Here is a 17,058-nt window from a genome sequence, read left to right as displayed (position 1 = left end):
TACGAGTACTTCCTCTCCCAGTTCGCCAGCGCCGAGGGGAAGAAGGGCGGCGAGTTCTACACCCCGCGCTGCGTGGTCAAGCTCCTGGTCGAGATGCTCGAGCCTTTCAGGGGGCGGGTGTACGACCCCTGCTGCGGCTCCTCGGGGATGTTCGTCCAGTCGGAGGAGTTCATCGCCGCCCATGGCGGCAAGCTCGGCGACATCAGCGTCTACGGCCAGGAGTCCAACTACACCACCTGGCGGCTGGCCAAGATGAACCTCGCCATTCGCGGCATCGACGGGCAGATCGCCCAGGGCGACAGCTTCCACGCCGACCGCCGCCCGACGAGCGACGGCGACCGGGCAGTGTTCCGATCCTCGGATCATTTGGCATCACCGGCTGGCATAACGAGGCGAAGGCTCGGGGACCGGGCGTTACCGTTGGTCGCAGTGGTGCCTCGTTCGGAGTTGTTAGCTACTCGCCGGTCGATTTCTGGCCGCTGAACACGGCTCTGTACGTCGTCGACTTTCACGGCAACGACGAGCGCTTTATGTACTACTTCCTGAAGCTGTTCGACTTCAAGGCCTACAACTCTGGAAGCGCTCAGCCATCGCTGAACAGGAACTTCGTTCATCCGGTGCCTGTTGAGGTTCCTCCGCTTCCCGAACAACGCGCCATCGCCCACGTCCTCGGCACTCTGGACGACAAGATCGAGCTGAACCGGCGGATGAACGAGACACTAGAGGCGATGGCGTGGGCGCTCTTCGAGTCGTGGTTCGTGGACTTCGACCCCGTCCGCGCCAAAGCCGAAGGCCGCGACCCCGGCCAGCCCAAAGAGATCTCCGACCTCTTCCCAGACTCCTTCGACGACTCCGAGCTTGGCGAGATTCCGGCGGGTTGGCGGGTTGAATCTCTCGGAAAACTTATCGAATTGGCCTATGGCAAGGCACTTAAGGAAGAAAACCGAAGGCCTGGGCAAATTCCGGTCTTTGGCTCGAACGGCCAAGTTGGCTGGCATGACGAGAAACTGGCTGACGGGCCAGGCATCATCGTTGGGCGCAAAGGTAACCCCGGCGTCATCACTTGGGCGCCAAGCGACTTTTTCGCCATCGACACAACGTTCTACGTCGTTCCCAAGGACGCTGGTCAGAGCCTCTACTTCCTTTTCTACGCCCTTAGCACGCATGACTTGGCTTCCCTTGGGGCGGACTCGGCGGTCCCGGGGCTGAATCGCAACCTGGCATACATGAACCTGCAGATGGTGCCGCGCCCCGCTGTTCGAGAAGGGTTTGACAAACAGGTACAGCCCATCTTCGAACAGCGCAATCGCAAAGATCAGGAATCCCGCACCCTCGCTGCCCTGCGCGACACGCTGCTGCCCAAGCTCATCTCCGGGGCCTGGTAGTTGAATGGGCTTTGCAGCACCGCGACGAGCTGCTGGAAGACTGGCGACTGGCGCGCGAGAGCGCCCCGCTGAAGCGTATCGCGCCGCTCGAGTAGGAGGGAGAGATGCTAAACGACATCGTCAAGGCCGAGCCGCGCAGCGGATATCGACTGTGGCTCCAGTTTCAGGACGGGGTCGAAGGGGAGGTGGATCTTGGACCCGAGCTGACGTTTCAGGGGGGTCTTCGCCCCGCTCCGTGATCCGGGTACTTCGTCCGCGTGCGCGTCAACGCAGAGCTGGGGGACGATCTGCTAGCCGAATGGCGCGGAGTGGGACCCGCTTGTGCTCTACTCGCTCGTGACCGGGCGCCCAATCGAGGCGCTGCTGGCCGGACCGGAGAGTAAGAACTCGTGATCTCCGGCACCTGACCCGGATGATATCTCGCGCCTTCACCGAGTCGGTTGCTGCGCCGGGCAAAAAGGGAGTGAGACAGCCCGAGGAAGGACCCGGTGAAACCCATACGCTTATCCGGCCATGCGCTAAGCTACACGGACAGGCGGGGCTTTAGCCGTGAAGAGGTCGAGGAAGCCATTCGCACCGCTCCCTGGACGCCCGCCGAGCTTGGACGCCTTGAGTGCCATAAAGACTTCGCGTTTGACCGGGCCTGGAACGGGGTCGTGTATGCCACCAAGCGGGTCCGTCCCATCTTTGTCGAAGAATCGGAGGAGCTTGTGGTCGTGACCGTGTACACGTACTATTTCTGAAGAAATTTGGAAGAAGGGGATGACCATGAAGATCACCTATGATGCCGAGGTTGATGCCCTGAGCATTATTTTTCGCGAGACGACCGTTACCACGAAGCATCTGGCAGAAGGGATCGCCGCCGATTACGATGCCGAGGGCCGGCTGGCCGGTATCGAGATCCTTGATGCGGTCAAACGTTTCGGGGATGCCGAGACGCTGCGGCAGGTTGTGCTTGAGGGCATTGGCCCAGCTGCCAGGACTAAGTAAATAAGGAGGATTGGGACTGGGGAACGACCTGTTGGTCATCATGAGCGACCGCGGCGTCACCGAATCGGTAGTCGAACAGGCCGCGCTTGCCTGGCTCGAATCCCTCGGCTGGAGGATCAAGCACGGGCCCGACATTGCGCCGGGCGAGCTCGGGGCCGAGCGCCCCGGACGGTGGCACGGGCCGGGGGAGGGTCCAGCGCATTACCTGGCAGATACGCCAGACGGAGCCTGGGCTGAGTTTCTTCGCCACGAGGGGATCACGCGACCTGAGGAGGTTCGCGGTATCGACCGGGCGATCTGGGCAGTCGAGGTTTCTGACGATCTTGTGGCGGCAACGCGAGAACCCGAATTGCTCCCTGAGATACTTGTCGGAGGCCTGGAGAGCTATGACGCCTGCCGGGGCGAGGCCCGCCAGCTTCGGCGAGCGGGAGCCGAAGGTCTTCGGGCCCTCTCGGGTGCTCTGATTCCGGGAGGGGCTCAGGGTTGGCGCGTCGCGGGAGGCCTGCAACCGGCTCTTCCCCGCGATGGCCGTGTGATTACGCTTTTCGGCCCGAGACCGGACCTGATCGGCTGGCGGGCGGTCGAAAGTGGTCGTCCAGGACCAGACCTGCTTCCACGCATTCGTCCTCTCGCTCCATAAGACCTGAACGGCCTTCTTCGCTTGGGCGAAGCGGAGATCCCCCCGCGTCTCTTGGCTTTATTCTCAACTTTGAGTAAAATTACTCACGGCGTTGAGTAATCTGTCGGCGGGGCCCATGGCCTACACTCGCCCTCACGCGAAGGAACTCGAACGGCGCCTGGCCGAGCCGCGGCGCTTCCTCCAGGTGGTCGCGGGCCCGCGGCAGGTGGGCAAGACGACGCTCGTGCAGCAGGTCGTGGAGCGCGCGGGGGCTCCGGCACGCTTTGCCAGCGCCGACGAGCCCACGCTGCGCGGCCGCGAGTGGATCGAGCAGCAATGGGAAGCTGCGCGCCTGGCGCCGCGGGCGGCAGGCCGGCACGGCGCCCTGCTGGTCCTCGACGAAATTCAGAAGATCCCAGGCTGGTCGGAGACGGTCAAGCGGCTGTGGGACGAAGACTCGCGTGCGCGGTGCCCGCTCAAGGTCGTGCTGCTCGGGTCGGCGCCGCTCCTCATCGCCCGGGGGCTCTCCGAGAGCCTCGCCGGCCGGTTCGAGATCCTGTATCTGCCGCACTGGCCGTTCGCGGAAATGCGTGAGGCCTTCGGCTGGTCGCTGGAGAAGTACCTGTTCTGTGGCGGCTATCCTGGCGCTGCGCCGCTCGCGCGCGAGCCACGGCGCTGGGCCCGCTACGTGCTGGATGCGCTCATCGAAACCACCATCTCGCGCGATGTGCTGCTGCTGTCCCGCGTGGATAAGCCGGCGCTGTTGCGCCGCCTGTTCGAGCTGGGATGCCGCTACTCCGGCCAGGTGCTCTCCTACACCAAGATGCTCGGCCAGTTGCAGGACGCGGGCAACGCGACGACGCTGGCCCATTACCTCGACCTGCTCGCCGGCGCCGGCATGGTCACGGGGCTGCAGAAGTTCGCGGGCCAGGCGGCGCGAAGCCGCGGCTCGAGTCCCAAGCTGCAAGTGCTCAACACGGCCCTGATGACGGCGCAGTCGGGCCATTCCCTCGAGACGGCGCGGGCTGACCGCGAGTTCTGGGGCCGGCTGGTGGAATCGGGTGTGGGCGCGCACCTGGCCAACGCCGCGGCCACCGGTGCGTGCGAGCTGTTCTACTGGCGGGAGCGGAACCGTGAGGTGGACTTCGTCGTCCGGGCGGGACGCACCGTGACTGCGATCGAGGTGAAGAGCGGACGCTCGCGCGACGTACAGCCGGGGTTGGCCGCATTCGCTGCCGCGTTCAAGCCTAAGCGTAAACTGCTCGTCGGCGCCGATGGCATTCCGCTGGAGGAGTTTCTCGGTGCGCCGGCCCAACGCTGGGTGACCTGATGAGCCGCTTCATCGAATCCGTTGTCGCAGCGAGGGAAATAGCAGAATCGTGCGCATCAGCATTCGCGGCGTGACGAAGCGCTTCGGGGCTCTGGAGGCGGTGAGCGGGGTGGACCTCGACATCGCCGACGGCGAGTTGTTCACGCTGCTCGGCCCCTCGGGGTGCGGCAAGACGACGCTCCTCCGCCTGATCGCGGGCTTCTACCGCCCGGACGAGGGCGTCATCGCCTTCGACGGCAGCGAGATGAACGCCGTGCCGCCGTACGAGCGTCACACCGGGATGGTCTTCCAGAACTATGCCCTCTGGCCCCACATGACGCTCTGGCACAACATCGCCTACGGGCTTCGGATCAAGAAGCTGCCGCGCGCCGAAATCGCCGCGCGCGTCCAGGAGGTGCTCCGGAAAGTGAACCTCCAGGGCCTCGATGATCGCTACCCGGGTCAGCTCTCGGGCGGCCAGCAGCAGCGCGTCGCCCTGGCGCGGGCCCTCGTGCTGAACCCCGACATCCTCCTGCTGGATGAGCCGCTCTCCAACCTGGACGCGAAGATCCGCGTTCAGGTCCGGGCCGAGATCCGAAAGCTCCAGAAGGATCTGGGGATCACCGCCGTGTACGTCACGCACGACCAGGAGGAGGCGCTCTCGCTCTCGGACCGGGTCGCGGTCATGGATCACGGGAAGGTGCTCCAGGTGGGACCGCCCAAGGAGCTCTACGAGCGGCCGCGCACCCGGTTCGTGGCCGACTTCATCGGGACCAACAACCTGATCGACGGCACGGTGCGGGCGCGCGATTCGGGCACCGGACGGGTGACGGTCGAGACGGCGCTGGCGCTGGTGGACGGCTTCGCCGTCGCCCCGCTCGCCGAGGGCGCGCGGTGCACCGTGAGCGTCAGGCCCGAAAACGCCCGCATCGGGCAGGCCGGGGCGGTGGAGTGGAACTGGCTCCGCGGCCGGATCGCCTTCTCGGCGTACCTGGGTAACATCCTCCGGTATGACGTGGAGACCGAGAGCGGCGCCGTGTTCAAGGTAGACATCACCGACCCCTGGCATCACCAGGCGCTCGACCCGGGCAAGGAGGTGGTCGTCGCCTTCCCGCCCTCCGGCACGCTGGTGATCCCGGCCTGAAGATCAGGCACTGGCGTTGGGCTTTTCGGTGCTCGAGCCTTGATTATTACATAAGTTGTGATATGCTCTTCATGTCATGAACGCTAATGACCTAAAGTCGGGGCGTTCGGCTAAGGGAATGAGCCAAGTGCAGGCGGCTACGCTCCTAGGCGTCTCGCAGCCTTACCTTGCCATGCTCGAAAGCGGCAAACGGCGACTCACACCCCAGCTCGCCCGGCGTGCGATGAAGGTCTATGACCTGCCCCCAACAGTACTCCCGCCTTCGGAACTGCCCTTCCGCGACCGAGTGGATGCTGAGGCCTTGGCGAATGATCTTGCCGCGCTGGAATACCCCGGGTTCGCCTACCTGCGTCCGCGGAACTGGGAGCCCAAGAACCCGGGTTGCGTTTTGCTGGCGGCTCTCGCTCAGGATGATCTGGAAGCCCGGCTTGTCGAGGCGCTCCCATGGCTTGTGCTGAGGTACTGGCCTCTTGATCGGGAATGGCTGGTGCGGGAAGCGAAGCTACGCGACGTGCAGAATCGCTTGGGCTTCGTGGTCAGTCTAGCGCGCGGCCTTGCTGAGCGCGCACGAGACGGGCACACGGCTCGGGCGTTGAATGAACTTGAGACGGAACTCGAGCGAAGCCGTCTTGCTCGTGAAGACACTTTGTGTAAGGCGTCGCTTTCCGAGCCAGAGCGGCGTTGGCTGGTGGAAAACCGGCCGGAAGAGGCAAAACACTGGAATGTTCTGGCGGACTGGACAGTAGATGCCCTCCGCTACGTCCCCTGAGCTGCGATCGCCCTGGCGGGAGTTTCTCTCGGAAGCGGACCGTCGGCTGCCGGGACCGGTCGAACTTCACTGTCTCGGAGGCTTCGTCGCCGCGATACAGTACCGCTTGCATCGCCCGACCAATGACTTGGACTACATTGAGATCGTTCCTCGCGCCGCAGGGCAGGTTCTCCAGGAGATGGCTGGCCGAGGATCCCCGCTTGCCAGGAAATATCGTTTGCACTTTCAGCACGTTGCTGTGGCCAGGCTCCCCGAGTCGTATGCCGAGCGCCTCACAGAACTCTTCCCAGGTCGCTTTCGAAATCTCCGGCTGTTTGCGCTCGACCCTCACGACTTGGCCCTGTCTAAGCTGACGCGAAACAGCCCCGTAGATCGTGACGACGTGGCTCACCTGGCCAGGACAGTGCCCCTCGATCCGGCTCTACTCCGAACGCGTTACCGGAAGGAACTCCGACCGATCGTGATTGGCGACCCGGAGACGCACGATCGGACGCTGGAGATGTGGATCGAGTCCTACTTCCCATCACAAACGTGACCAACCCGCGGGGAGGAAGGTCGGTAGGCGCCAGAGGCGGAGACGCTGCGGTCGCGAGTTCGGCTCTGCGGACGTTGGTCCCGCCCCGCCTGCTCGCCGGCCTGGGGCTCGCCGCCATCTGGCTTTTTCTCGTCGTCTTTCTCCTCTACCCGCTGACCCGGATCTTTTACGACGCCTTCACCGACGATCTGGGCAGGCTCACGCTCGAACACTTCCGCGAGTTCTTCACCGACCGGTTCTACCTCCGCTCCCTTAGGAATTCGCTCGTCCTCGGGCTCGGGACGGTGGCGACGACGTCGGTGGTCGGGTACGGGGTGGCGTTCCTCCTGGTCCGGTATGACTTCGTCGGCCGGAGCCTCTTCTCGTACTTGACGCTGATCCCGATCATCATGCCGCCGCTCGTCGGGGTCATGGGGTTCGTTTTCATCCTGGGGCGCGCGGGCACGGTGAACGTGCTCCTGATGGACTGGCTCGACATCCAGCGGCCGGTGAACTTCGTCTACGGCCTCCACGGCGTGCTCCTGGCCGAAACGCTCCACCTCTTCCCGCTGATCACCCTGAACGTCCTGGACGCCCTCGGCAAGATCGACCCGTCGCTCGAGGAGGCGGCCGAGAGCGTCGGGGCGCGGGGGTGGCGGAAGCTCCGGACGATCACGCTCCCGCTGACGACGCCGGGGTACGTCGCGGGCGCGCTCCTGGTCTTCATCTGGACCTTCTCCGACTTCGCCACGCCGCTGGTGGTCGGGGTCCACGACCTTCTGGCCTCGCAGGCCTACCTGAACATCGTCCAGTTCGTGGACCGGCGGCTCTTCAGGATGGGGATCGTGATCTCCGCCCTCATGGTGGTGCTCGCCGTCGCCTTTCTCATCGCCGCCAAGCAGTACGTGGCGATCAAGGACTACAGCTCGCTCGCGTACTCGAAGATCGAGCGCAGGCGGCTCGGACCTCTCGCGCAGAGCTTCGCCATCGCGTTCCTGTCACTTCTCCTCCTCATTGCATTCCTTCCCTACCTGGGCGTGACGCTGGCAGCCTTCGGCAGGGGATGGTCGCTGACGCCGTTCCCCGTCCAGTACACCGCGCACTACTTCGCCCGCGTCTCCGTCGAGACGCCGACCTTCATCCTGAACACCTTCCTCTACTCCGCCATCGCCGTGGCGATCTGCCTCCTCGTGGGCGTGCCGATCGCGTGGGTGATGGCGCGGACTCAGATTCCGGGCCGCGGGCTTCTCGATTCGCTGAACACGCTGATCCTGGCGATCCCCGGGACGGCCATCGGGATCGCCTACGTCCGGGCCTTTCACTTTCCGCTGCCGGTCCTCGGTGTGGCCTTCACGAGCCTCTGGCTCATCCTGCCCACGGTCCTGGCGGTTCGTCGGCTGCCCTATACGGTCAGGGGAAGCTACGCCTCGTTGCTGCTGGTTCACCGATCCCTCGAGGAAGCTGCCGGGAGCGTGGGAGCAACACGGCTCAGGACGTTCCGGGACATCACCGTGCCACTCACGTGGCGCGGGATCCTGGTGGGCTCGCTCTTCTCGTTCATGACCTCGCTCCAGGAGGCCTCCGCCGTGCTCTTCCTCTCCCTCGGCGGCTGGGAAACCCTGACCGTGGGCATCTTCAACTTCTATATCGCCGGCTCCATGAACGAGGCCGCCGCCCTGGGCTTCATCCTGATCGTGGTGGCGGCGGTCTCGCTGATCGTCATTAACCGGGTCGCCGGGACCCGCATGGGCGGCATGTTCGGTTAGTAGTTGTTCGTCTCTGCCAATTCTGTCCTGTCAAGGTCACACGTAATAAATTATCATCAAAAAAGTCAATACTTACGTCCGGCACAATATATGTCACAAGATAGCGTGAGATTATACTCTACGTGGTCAACGTCATGGTCGTGGTCAAGGTCATGGTCATGTCTTCGTAAAGAACCGATCATGAGTCAGATGCCCAGGAGATTTAGTATGAGTAGGAAAAGGTCTACGCGTCCTGCGCAGCGGAAATTCTTAGCGGAGTTACGGGACCGCCTCGAAAAGCTTTCGGATGAGCAACTGAGAGAGCTTAGGAAGGCTGGCGACGAAGTTTTGACGCGGTTTGGCGTGACCTCCGCAAGGACAGTTCCTCGCGGACTGCGTCGCGCAGCGTCGGCTCGTTAATCTGCAGGTCGGGATAGAGTTCTCGGTACTTCTTGAGTAGTTCCTCGGCAACAGCTTCCGGCGCATAGCTCGACAGAACCTGCATCCACTGCCTTAAGATAGCGGGGATCTCCTTCTGCACCGACCGCCGCTTAGCCATGAGTCACCATTGCTCGTTTGGTACCGTTCAGCATGGGGTGCCATATTTCACTGCCGCCCACGATTTCCAAGAGGCCCAGCTGGCGACTCATGTTCCGAGCATGGAACGTGCGGCCTTGAGATATACATCTACTAGCCAGAATCCTCTGCCCGCGGCGCCCTTAACCGATTCGAAGGCCGATGCCCCTTGTTCGGTAACCAGTCCGATTCTGCGACTCCAAGCCTCGAGAGCTAATCTGATCCCTTTGCCTCTCTTTCCGAGGGCCGGGCCGATTTGACTAGTCGGTACGCCTCTGGCACCGCTTTCAACGAATTGCTGAAGGAGGGTGCGGTCAGTAGGCGACAGGTGGAGCGTGGCCGGCGCCTCGGGAAGCCGGCCAAAGGCGGGACGGGCATATGACAGTAGGGTAGGCAACGCTCCTAGGTCTCGCGGTTCTGCGGCAGCCAATTCGCCCGACCTTGTACCACACGCGAAGCCGTCGAGTCCCCCAATTCCTTTAAAGATTAAGGAGGTTTTGGACTATTGCCTTTTGCTCGGTGCTTTGATAGTGTTCCTGTTCACATGGTAGAGCCCTCACCCTGGCGGGCTCTCGGAGTCCTGGCGAGCGCCGGGATCACGTTCGTCGTCGCGACCGCCGGGGGGGCGCTGCTCGGATACTTCCTGGACCGCTGGCTCGGCATCTCGCCCTGGCTGACGCTGATCGGCCTCGGCGTGGGAATCGCCGCCGGGTTCAGGGAGCTGTTCCGCACGATCAAAGCCGCAGAGCGACAGGGACGCGATGGGCAATGAGCTGGTCGGGCGCGTGATGGGTGTGGCGGGAACGCTCCTGGTCCTGTTGGCGCTCGGCGGCTTCCTGGTGGCAGGAGCCCACGCCGGGCTGAGCATCCTGGCCGGTGGCGCCGTGGCCCTCGGGAATCTCTGGCTCCTCACCCGCGGCGCTGAGCGGGCCCTCAGGCTCTTCGCCGGGCGCCGGGTTCATCCGCTCTGGGTGCTGGGCGTGGGAGCCCGGCACCTCGCGCTGTTCGGTCTCCTCGGCGTCCTCCTCTGGGGTGACGCGGATCCGGTCGGGCTGATCCTCGGGCTCTCGGTCCTCCCGCCGGTCCTCATCGCCGCCGCGCTCCGCGGCTCGGCCTCCTGACCATGGAAGCCATCGAGCACCCGCCGATCTTCATGCTCCCCGGGATCCCGGCCCACGTCACGTACACGTGGGTCGTGATGGTGATCCTCACGGTCGTGGCGTTTACGGCCTCGCGGAACCTGCAGATGGTCCCGCGCGGCCTCCAGAACTTCATGGAGCTGGTGCTGGAGCAGTTCCTGACCCTCCTCGACGAGGTGATCGGGCACGAGGGGCGCCGCTACCTCCCGCTCATCGGAACGCTCGGCCTCTTCATCCTGGTGTCGAACCTGATGGGCCTCGTGCCCGGCCTGATGGCTCCGACCTCCAACCTGAACACGACGGTGGCCTGCGCCGTCGTCGTCTTCTTCACCTACCACTGGATCGGGATCCGCAAGCAGGGGCTCGGGGCGTACCTGCGGCATCTCTGCGGGCCGGTCCTGTGGCTCGCCCCGCTCATGTTCGTCATCGAGATCTTCAGTCACCTGGCGCGGCCGCTCTCGCTCTCGGTGCGGCTCTTCGGGAACATGATGGGCGGTCACATTCTCCTGGCGGTCATCTTCCTGCTCACCGGCCTCGACGGGCTCCTCGGGTGGGTGCTCACCGGCAAGCTCGCCGCGCTCCTGATGGGCCTTCCGGGCGCGGCGCTGCTGGTCGCCTTCACCGTCGGGTTCCTGCTGCCGCTGAAGCTCTTCGTCGCCTTTCTGCAGACCTTCATCTTCTGCATGCTCTCCATGCTCTACATTGCCGGCGCCGTTGAGGAAGCCGAGCACCATTAAAAAGGAGGAGAGGCTGTGCGACGCTCAGTGACGCTGATGCTGGATGCAGTGCTGTTGCTGATGGCCGCGACGGCGTGGGCGGCGGAGCCCGCTCAAAGGGAAGGCGCGACGGGCGGGTGGGTCGGTCCCTTTGCGGTGCTCGCCGCCGGGCTCGGCATGGCGTTGGCCTCGGGCCTCTGCGGCCTCGGGCAGGGCCGGGCGACCGCCGCGGCGGTGGACGCCATGGCGCGGCAGCCCGGCGCAGCCGGGCGGATTCAGACGGCCATGATCATCGGTCTGGCCCTCATCGAGTCCCTGGCTCTCTACGTCTTCGTGATCGCCGCGATCCTGCTCTTCGTGCAGCCGGTGAAGTAGCCCTCGTCCGGGGGCGCCCACCGGGCACCCCCGCCGGCACGGTCGCCATGGCGCTCCGAACCCAGTACAAGATCTCGAAGATCCCGGAGATGACGATCCGCCGCCTCTCCATCTACACGCGCTGCCTGCAGCAGCTCGAGGCGGACGGGATCAAGACGGTCTCCTCTCAGGAGCTTGCGGAGCGCTTTAACCTCAACTCGGCCCAAGTCCGGAAGGACCTGGCCTACTTCGGCGAGTTCGGGGTCCGCGGCGTGGGCTATTACATCTCGGGGCTCAAGGCGGAGCTGCAGAAGATCCTCGGGCTCGACCGCGAGTGGCGGGTGGCGCTCGTGGGCTTCGGCAACCTGGGCTCGGCGCTCTTCAACTACAGAGGGTTCGCGCGCCAGGGGTTCCACATCGCCGCGATCTTCGACGAGGACCCGGCCAAGACCGGCCGCACGGCGGACGGGACCCCGATCCTCCTCCTGCGCGACCTGCCGCGGGAGGTCAAGGCCCGCAACCTCCAGATCGGGATCGTCGCGGTGCCGGCGGAGGCGGCGCAGACGGTCACCGATCGGCTCGTGGCGTCGGGGATCCGGGCGATCCTGAACTTCGCCCCCGCCAACCTGAAGGTGCCGAAGGACGTGCGGCTGAAGGACGTTGACCTTTCGATCGAGCTGGAGACCCTCAGCTTCGCCCTCGCCCAGAGCCCGCGCTAGGGAACCCGGAGGGGGCTACGCCCCCTTCCGGACCTCCCCCCGTGGAAGTTCGAGCGTGGCGGGTTCGGCCATGGCGTGAGGCAAGCCACCCGCCGCGCGAGGCCCGAGTTAGTTGCGCGGGCGAAGCCCGCGCTCGAAGGGCATTACTCCGACAGGGCGCTAGCCTCGGCGAGTTGACGCTCCCCCGCGGGGAGTGGTATTTCGACGGGTAGTCCATGACTGTCTCGGTTCGCGCCTCCCCCCTGGCTCAGTGGGCTCCGTTTCGATCCCTTCTCGGAGCCTTCGCTCGCGGCGAACCCTGCCTCGCGGTGGATGGCCTCTGGGGCGCCGCGCGCGCCCTGGCCGTGGCTGCCCTTCTGGGGGAGAGCGAACGCCCGGCGCTGGTCCTGGTCTCGGGTCGCTCGGAGCTCCATCGGGTCTGCCAGGACCTGGCGTTCTTCGAGACCGCGCTCGGCGGCGGGCGCTCCCGCGTGGTGGAGTTCCCGCCGCTCCAGCCCGGCCTGTGGCGCCGGGCGGGTACCCAGGCCGGAGGCCTGGGCGCGGCGCAGCCGTGGGTGCGGTCGCGGGAGGTCGAGGCCGAACGCGCGCTCGCCTGCTTCCGCCTCCTCCGGGGCGAGCCGATCATGCTGGTCACGACACCGGCGGCGCTGACTTCGCCCCTCCTGCCGCCGGCGGAATTCCGCGGCCTCGCGTTCCGGCTGACCGCGGGCGAGAGCCTGGATCGCGACGCACTCCTCGAGCGGTTGGCGGCGGCCGGGTACGAGCGCGTGGAGACGGTCGTGGAGGTCGGCCAGTGGAGCCTCCGGGGTGGGATCGTGGACGTGTTCTCGCCCTCGCGCCAGGAGCCGGTGAGGGTGGAGTTCTTCGGCGACGAGATCGAGTCGCTGCGCGCGTTCGACCCCACCACCCAGCGTTCGGTGGAGACGGTCGCCGCGCTCGACGTGGTTGCGATGACCGGGGACGGCGGGTCCGGCACAATCCTCGACTATCTCCCGGTCTCGGCGCCCGTGATCCTCGACGACCCGGCGCTTCTCGACGCGCCCCCCGACGATGCCCCGGCCGCCGTTCCGCTCAGCCAGCTCCTGAGCGGGCGCCAGCGGATCGAGCTCGGGCTCTTGCCGGTGGGGGCGCCCGCCGCCGCGGCCCAGCGCCACACGCTGGAGACCCGATCGGTCGGGAGCTTTCGCGGCCAGTTCCGCCAGCTCGCCCCGCAGCTTGGCGAGTGGCTCGCCGAGGGCTTCAGGGTCCGCCTGGTCTGCCAGGATGAGGTCCAGGCACAGCGGCTGACTCAGATCCTGAGAGAGCACCTGCTGGACCCGACGGGGGCGGGGAGCCTCTGGGGGCCCGAGGGTCTCGGGCTCCTCACCGGCGAATGCTCGAGCGGGTTCTCCGTCCCCGCGCTGGGGCTGATCCTCCTCACGGAGGCGGAGATCTTCGGCGCGCGCCGCCGGAGCCTGAAGCGTCCGCTCTACCAGCGGGGCGCGGCGCTCACCGCCTTCACCGACCTCCAGGTCGGGGACCTGGTGGTCCACGAGGAGCACGGCGTCGGCCGCTACATGGGGCTCAAGACCCTGGCCGTCGACGGTCGGCAGGGGGATTTCCTCCTCCTGGAATACGCCGAGGGCGCGCGCCTCTACCTCCCCGTGGAGCGGCTGGGCGTCATTTCCAAGTACCTCGGGGCCGACGGCAGCCCGGCGCGGCTCGACCGGTTGGGGGGAAGCTCCTGGCAGCGGGTCAAGGAATCGGTCCGTGCCTCGCTCCGCGAGATGGCCGAGGGTTTGCTCCGGCTCTACGCCGAGCGGTCGGTGGGGGAGGGCCACGCCGTTACCCCCGATACCCCGTGGCAGCGCGAGTTCGAGGCCGCCTTCCGCTTCGAGGAGACCCGGGACCAGCTCCGCGCCATCGAGGACGTCAAGGCCGACCTCGAGCGCCCGCGCCCGATGGACCGGCTCGTGGCGGGGGACGTCGGCTACGGCAAGACCGAGATCGCGCTGAGGGCCGCGTTCAAGGTGGTGATGGACGGCAAGCAGGCGGCCCTCCTCGCCCCGACGACGGTCCTCGCCCAGCAGCACTGGGGGACCTTCAGCGAGCGCTTTGCCCCGTTCCCGGCGCGTGTCGAGCTGCTCTCGCGGTTCCGGACGCCGAAGGAGCAGAAGGCCGTCGTCGCCGGCCTCCGCCAGGGGACGGTCGACGTGGTGATCGGCACCCACCGGCTCCTCTCGCGCGACGTCGCCTTCAAGGATCTGGGCCTCCTGATAGTGGACGAGGAGCACCGCTTCGGCGTGGCCCACAAGGAGCGGATCAAGGAGCTCCGGAAGAGCGTGGACGTCCTGACGCTGACCGCGACCCCGATTCCCCGGACCCTCTACATGTCCCTGTCCGGGGTGAGGGATCTCTCGGTGATCGAGACGCCACCCCCGGAGCGCCTGCCCGTGGAGACCGTGGTGGCCCGGTTCAGCCGCGAGCTGATCCGTGAGGCCCTGGAGCGCGAGCTGGCGCGGGGCGGCCAGGTCTTCTTCGTCCACAACCGCGTCCAGTCGCTGCCCTCGATGACGGCCTTCGTCCAGCGCCTCTGCCCGGGTGCGCGGGTCGTGATGGCTCACGGCCAGATGCGCGAGCGGGAGCTCGAGCGGGCCATGCTCAGCTTCGTCACGGGGGAAGCCGACGTCCTGGTCTCCACGGCGATCGTCGAGTCCGGCCTGGACATCCCCGCGTCCAACACCATGATCGTGAACCGCGCCGATCGGTTCGGCCTGGCCCAGCTCTACCAGCTCCGGGGGCGGGTCGGCCGAGAGCGGCAGCAGGCGTACGCCCACTTCCTCATCCCGGCCGATGGCCGGATCGATGAGACCGCGCAAAAGCGGCTCCGGGTGCTCGAGGAGCTGACCGAGCTGGGCTCAGGCTTCAAGCTGGCCCTCCGGGACCTGGAGATCCGCGGGGCGGGGAACCTCCTCGGCCCGGAGCAGCACGGCCACATCGCCGCGGTGGGGTTCGATCTCTACACGAAGCTCCTGGCCGAGGCGGTGAGAGAATTGAAGGGTGAAGCCGCCGAGCCGTCGGTGGACCCCGTGATCACGGTCGAGGTCGAGGCCTACCTCCCGGAGAGTTACGTGCCCGAGGTGAACCAGCGGCTGGCCCTCTACAATCGGCTGGCCGGGCTGGCCGACCCCGGGGGCATGGAGGAGGTCCGCGCCGAGCTCCTCGATCGCTTCGGGCCGCTGCCGGCGCCGGTGGTCCACCTCCTCGAGGTCGTGGCGCTGCGGGTGGCGGCGAGAAAGCTCGCGATCGAGAAGGTGGAGGCGACAGGCGGCACGGCCCTCCTCACCTTCGCGCCGTTCGCCTCGGTGCCGCCCGATCGCCTGGTCCGGCTCATCGCCGAGAGCCAGCGGCGACTCCGCCTGCGGAAGGAGTTCGTGCTGGAGGCTCAGATCCCCCGAGGGCCGTGGCCCGCCGTCCGCCGGGCGCTCGAGGAGCTGCTCGAAAGGTTCCGATGAGCGTGGGACCCCGGTCTGCGACCCTCGTCGGCGCCGTCCTCCTCGCCGGGTGCGGGTGGTTTGGCGGCTCCAAGGTTCCTCCCGGTGGCTCGCTGGCGGACACCGTCCGGGCGCGCGAGGCCCGCGATGCGCCCCTGGTCCTGCCGCGCACCGATGCGAGCCTGGCGCCGGCTCGGGATGCCGCCGGGGTGGTCGATCGGGTGGTGGCCGTCGTGAACAAAGACGTGATCACGCTTTCGGAGCTCCTGGAGGGCGTGGCGCACTTCCTCTACGAGAGCCGGCAACAGGTCCCGAAGGAGGGGGAGCAGGCCCTCCGGGAGCGGCTGCTCCAGCGCCTGGTGGAGCAGCGGCTCCAGCTCCAGGAGGCCGAGCGCGAGAAGATCACCGTGGAGGAGGCGGAGCTTGCCGAGCAGATGGCCGAGCTGATGAAGCGGGCAGGCGTCCCGACCCAGGAGGAACTGGAGCGGGTCGTCAAAGCCGAGGGGCTCACGATCGAGAGCTTCCGGAAGCGGCTCCGGGAGCAGATCATGGTCCAGAAGGTGGTCCGCCGGAAGGTGACGCTCCGGGTCTCGGTGACCGAGGGCGAGATCGAGCGCTACTTCCTGGGGAACCGGGAGAAGCTCGAGACCGGGCTCTCCTACCACGCGCGCCACATCCTGATCGCCCCGGCGGCCCCGGGCCGCGATTCGGACTGGGAGACGGCGCGCCTCAAGGCGGAGGAGGTCTGGGACCTCATCCGGGCCGGCGGGGACTTCGCCGAGCTGGCGCGGAAATACTCCCGAGACCCCTCGGCCCGGGACGGGGGGGACCTCGGGGTCCTGAAGCAGGGCGAGCTGACCCCCGAGCTCGAATCCCGGATCCTGCGGATTCGCCCGGGCGAGGTGTTGGGGCCGTTCCGGAGCGGGCTCGGCTACCACATCTTCAAGCTCGAGTGGAAGGAGAGCCTGACCGGCCAGGCGCTCGCCCAGACCAAGCAGCAGATCCGGGAGATCCTGTTCCGGCAGAAGTACCAGGCGCGCCTGGAGGCCTGGCTCGAGGAGATCAAGCGGCGGGCGATCATCGAAATCCGGTTGTGAGAAAAGGGTTGACAAGGTTCTCGGCTCTGTGGGAGCATGGATTTGCTAGACCCCGCGTGCGGTTCAGCACCCACCAGCAAAAATCTCGATGAGCATCCCTTAGAGGGCTTGCCCCAGCCAGCCATATACCGTGTCCCCGGTTCTGCGACGGAGCCAGCGGGCCAGGAGGGAAGTCGGATGAACCTCACGGAGTTGAAAGAGAAGACGATCTCCGATCTCAACACGATCGCAAAGAACCTCGGCGTCCAGGGGATCAGCGGGCTCCGGAAGCAGGACCTGATCTTCAAGATCCTCCAGAGCCAGGCCGAGAAGGACGGGCTCATCTTCGCCGAGGGGGTCCTGGAGGTCCTGCCCGACGGCTTCGGTTTCCTGCGCGCCCCGGATTACAACTACCTGCCGGGCCCCGACGACATCTACGTGTCGCCGTCCCAGATCCGGCGCTTCGACCTGAGGACGGGGGACACGGTGTCCGGCCAGGTGCGTCCCCCCAAGGACTCGGAGCGCTACTT

Annotated in this window: 17 protein-coding genes and 2 pseudogenes; 18 read left to right on the top strand and 1 reads right to left on the bottom strand. The window is 66.2% G+C overall.

Going from position 1 to position 17,058, the window contains the following annotated elements; all coding sequences use genetic code 11:
• The 10 genes and pseudogenes from HY726_12585 to HY726_12540 all read left to right on the top strand — a co-directional run bounded on the left by HY726_12585 (position 1) and on the right by HY726_12540 (position 8,496).
• Positions 1 to 324, top strand: a pseudogene (locus HY726_12585) (N-6 DNA methylase).
• On the top strand, positions 237 to 1,385 hold the full coding sequence (locus HY726_12580; GenBank protein ID MBI4609831.1) for a restriction endonuclease subunit S: 1,149 nt from the start codon (positions 237 to 239) through the stop codon (positions 1,383 to 1,385). Before HY726_12585 ends, HY726_12580 begins: the two are co-directional and overlap by 88 nt.
• A gap of 104 nt (positions 1,386 to 1,489) precedes the next feature.
• Positions 1,490 to 1,778 (top strand): annotated as a pseudogene (locus HY726_12575) (DUF2442 domain-containing protein).
• Between the two features lie 95 nt (positions 1,779 to 1,873).
• Complete coding sequence (locus HY726_12570; protein MBI4609830.1) at positions 1,874 to 2,128, top strand: hypothetical protein; 255 nt, start codon at positions 1,874 to 1,876, stop codon at positions 2,126 to 2,128.
• Between the two features lie 25 nt (positions 2,129 to 2,153).
• Positions 2,154 to 2,375 carry a DUF2283 domain-containing protein gene (locus tag HY726_12565; protein MBI4609829.1) on the top strand — a complete coding sequence of 74 codons (222 nt, stop codon included), beginning with the start codon at positions 2,154 to 2,156 and terminating at the stop codon, positions 2,373 to 2,375.
• Positions 2,376 to 2,385: 10 nt separating this feature from the next.
• Positions 2,386 to 3,015, top strand: a complete 630-nt coding sequence (locus tag HY726_12560; protein MBI4609828.1) for an RES family NAD+ phosphorylase — start codon at positions 2,386 to 2,388, stop codon at positions 3,013 to 3,015.
• Positions 3,016 to 3,130: 115 nt separating this feature from the next.
• Complete coding sequence (locus tag HY726_12555; GenBank protein ID MBI4609827.1) at positions 3,131 to 4,324, top strand: ATP-binding protein; 1,194 nt, start codon at positions 3,131 to 3,133, stop codon at positions 4,322 to 4,324.
• Positions 4,325 to 4,370: 46 nt separating this feature from the next.
• On the top strand, positions 4,371 to 5,447 hold the full coding sequence (locus tag HY726_12550; protein ID MBI4609826.1) for an ABC transporter ATP-binding protein: 1,077 nt from the start codon (positions 4,371 to 4,373) through the stop codon (positions 5,445 to 5,447).
• 76 nt (positions 5,448 to 5,523) lie between these two features.
• Entirely contained in the window at positions 5,524 to 6,216 is a 693-nt protein-coding gene (locus HY726_12545; protein ID MBI4609825.1) for a helix-turn-helix transcriptional regulator, read from the top strand.
• Between the two features lie 609 nt (positions 6,217 to 6,825).
• On the top strand, positions 6,826 to 8,496 hold the full coding sequence (locus HY726_12540) for an iron ABC transporter permease (GenBank protein MBI4609824.1): 1,671 nt from the start codon (positions 6,826 to 6,828) through the stop codon (positions 8,494 to 8,496).
• A 304-nt stretch (positions 8,497 to 8,800) separates the two neighbouring features.
• On the opposite strand, the gene HY726_12535 is transcribed toward HY726_12540, so the two are convergent.
• Positions 8,801 to 9,034 carry a hypothetical protein gene (locus tag HY726_12535; protein ID MBI4609823.1) on the bottom strand — a complete coding sequence of 78 codons (234 nt, stop codon included), beginning with the start codon at positions 9,032 to 9,034 and terminating at the stop codon, positions 8,801 to 8,803.
• 561 nt (positions 9,035 to 9,595) lie between these two features.
• On the opposite strand from HY726_12535, the gene HY726_12530 reads away from it, so the two are divergent.
• The 8 genes from HY726_12530 to HY726_12495 form a co-directional block, all read left to right on the top strand.
• Positions 9,596 to 9,823, top strand: coding sequence for an AtpZ/AtpI family protein (locus tag HY726_12530; protein MBI4609822.1), 228 nt, complete (start codon positions 9,596 to 9,598; stop codon positions 9,821 to 9,823).
• Positions 9,813 to 10,172 (top strand): ATP synthase subunit I, encoded by a 360-nt coding sequence (locus HY726_12525; protein MBI4609821.1) that lies wholly within the window; start codon positions 9,813 to 9,815, stop codon positions 10,170 to 10,172. The genes HY726_12530 and HY726_12525 overlap by 11 nt, the downstream gene beginning before the upstream one ends.
• A gap of 2 nt (positions 10,173 to 10,174) precedes the next feature.
• Positions 10,175 to 10,927 (top strand): F0F1 ATP synthase subunit A, encoded by a 753-nt coding sequence (atpB, locus tag HY726_12520; protein ID MBI4609820.1) that lies wholly within the window; start codon positions 10,175 to 10,177, stop codon positions 10,925 to 10,927.
• Between the two features lie 36 nt (positions 10,928 to 10,963).
• Positions 10,964 to 11,281 (top strand): ATP synthase F0 subunit C, encoded by a 318-nt coding sequence (locus HY726_12515; protein MBI4609819.1) that lies wholly within the window; start codon positions 10,964 to 10,966, stop codon positions 11,279 to 11,281.
• Between the two features lie 47 nt (positions 11,282 to 11,328).
• The gene (locus tag HY726_12510; GenBank protein ID MBI4609818.1) at positions 11,329 to 11,979 is read left to right on the top strand and encodes a redox-sensing transcriptional repressor Rex; all 651 of its coding nucleotides are present in this window, start codon (positions 11,329 to 11,331) and stop codon (positions 11,977 to 11,979) included.
• Between the two features lie 308 nt (positions 11,980 to 12,287).
• Positions 12,288 to 15,473 carry a transcription-repair coupling factor gene (gene mfd, locus HY726_12505; protein ID MBI4609817.1) on the top strand — a complete coding sequence of 1,062 codons (3,186 nt, stop codon included), beginning with the start codon at positions 12,288 to 12,290 and terminating at the stop codon, positions 15,471 to 15,473.
• Entirely contained in the window at positions 15,470 to 16,549 is a 1,080-nt protein-coding gene (locus tag HY726_12500) for a peptidylprolyl isomerase (protein MBI4609816.1), read from the top strand. Before mfd ends, HY726_12500 begins: the two co-directional genes overlap by 4 nt.
• 177 nt (positions 16,550 to 16,726) lie before the next feature.
• Positions 16,727 to 17,058: Rho termination factor N-terminal domain-containing protein (locus HY726_12495; protein MBI4609815.1), on the top strand; the 332-nt coding region annotated here is incomplete at its 3' end.

It is taken from the genome of Candidatus Rokuibacteriota bacterium (assembly GCA_016209385.1).
Classification (GTDB): Bacteria; Methylomirabilota; Methylomirabilia; order Rokubacteriales; family CSP1-6; genus JACQWB01.
This window is presented reverse-complemented; position numbering and strand designations above follow the sequence as displayed.

Bases quoted from the DNA above. Each gene is read 5' to 3' on its own strand.
- atpB (MBI4609820.1), top strand. From the start codon at position 10,175: ATGGAAGCCATCGAGCACCCGCCGATCTTCATGCTCCCCGGGATCCCG.
- HY726_12510 (MBI4609818.1), top strand. From the start codon at position 11,329: ATGGCGCTCCGAACCCAGTACAAGATCTCGAAGATCCCGGAGATGACG.
- HY726_12500 (MBI4609816.1), top strand. From the start codon at position 15,470: ATGAGCGTGGGACCCCGGTCTGCGACCCTCGTCGGCGCCGTCCTCCTC.
- HY726_12545 (MBI4609825.1), top strand. From the start codon at position 5,524: ATGAACGCTAATGACCTAAAGTCGGGGCGTTCGGCTAAGGGAATGAGC.
- HY726_12515 (MBI4609819.1), top strand. From the start codon at position 10,964: ATGCTGGATGCAGTGCTGTTGCTGATGGCCGCGACGGCGTGGGCGGCG.
- HY726_12565 (MBI4609829.1), top strand. From the start codon at position 2,154: ATGAAGATCACCTATGATGCCGAGGTTGATGCCCTGAGCATTATTTTT.
- HY726_12555 (MBI4609827.1), top strand. From the start codon at position 3,131: ATGGCCTACACTCGCCCTCACGCGAAGGAACTCGAACGGCGCCTGGCC.
- HY726_12525 (MBI4609821.1), top strand. From the start codon at position 9,813: ATGGGCAATGAGCTGGTCGGGCGCGTGATGGGTGTGGCGGGAACGCTC.
- HY726_12530 (MBI4609822.1), top strand. From the start codon at position 9,596: ATGGTAGAGCCCTCACCCTGGCGGGCTCTCGGAGTCCTGGCGAGCGCC.
- HY726_12535 (MBI4609823.1), bottom strand. From the start codon at position 9,034: ATGGCTAAGCGGCGGTCGGTGCAGAAGGAGATCCCCGCTATCTTAAGG.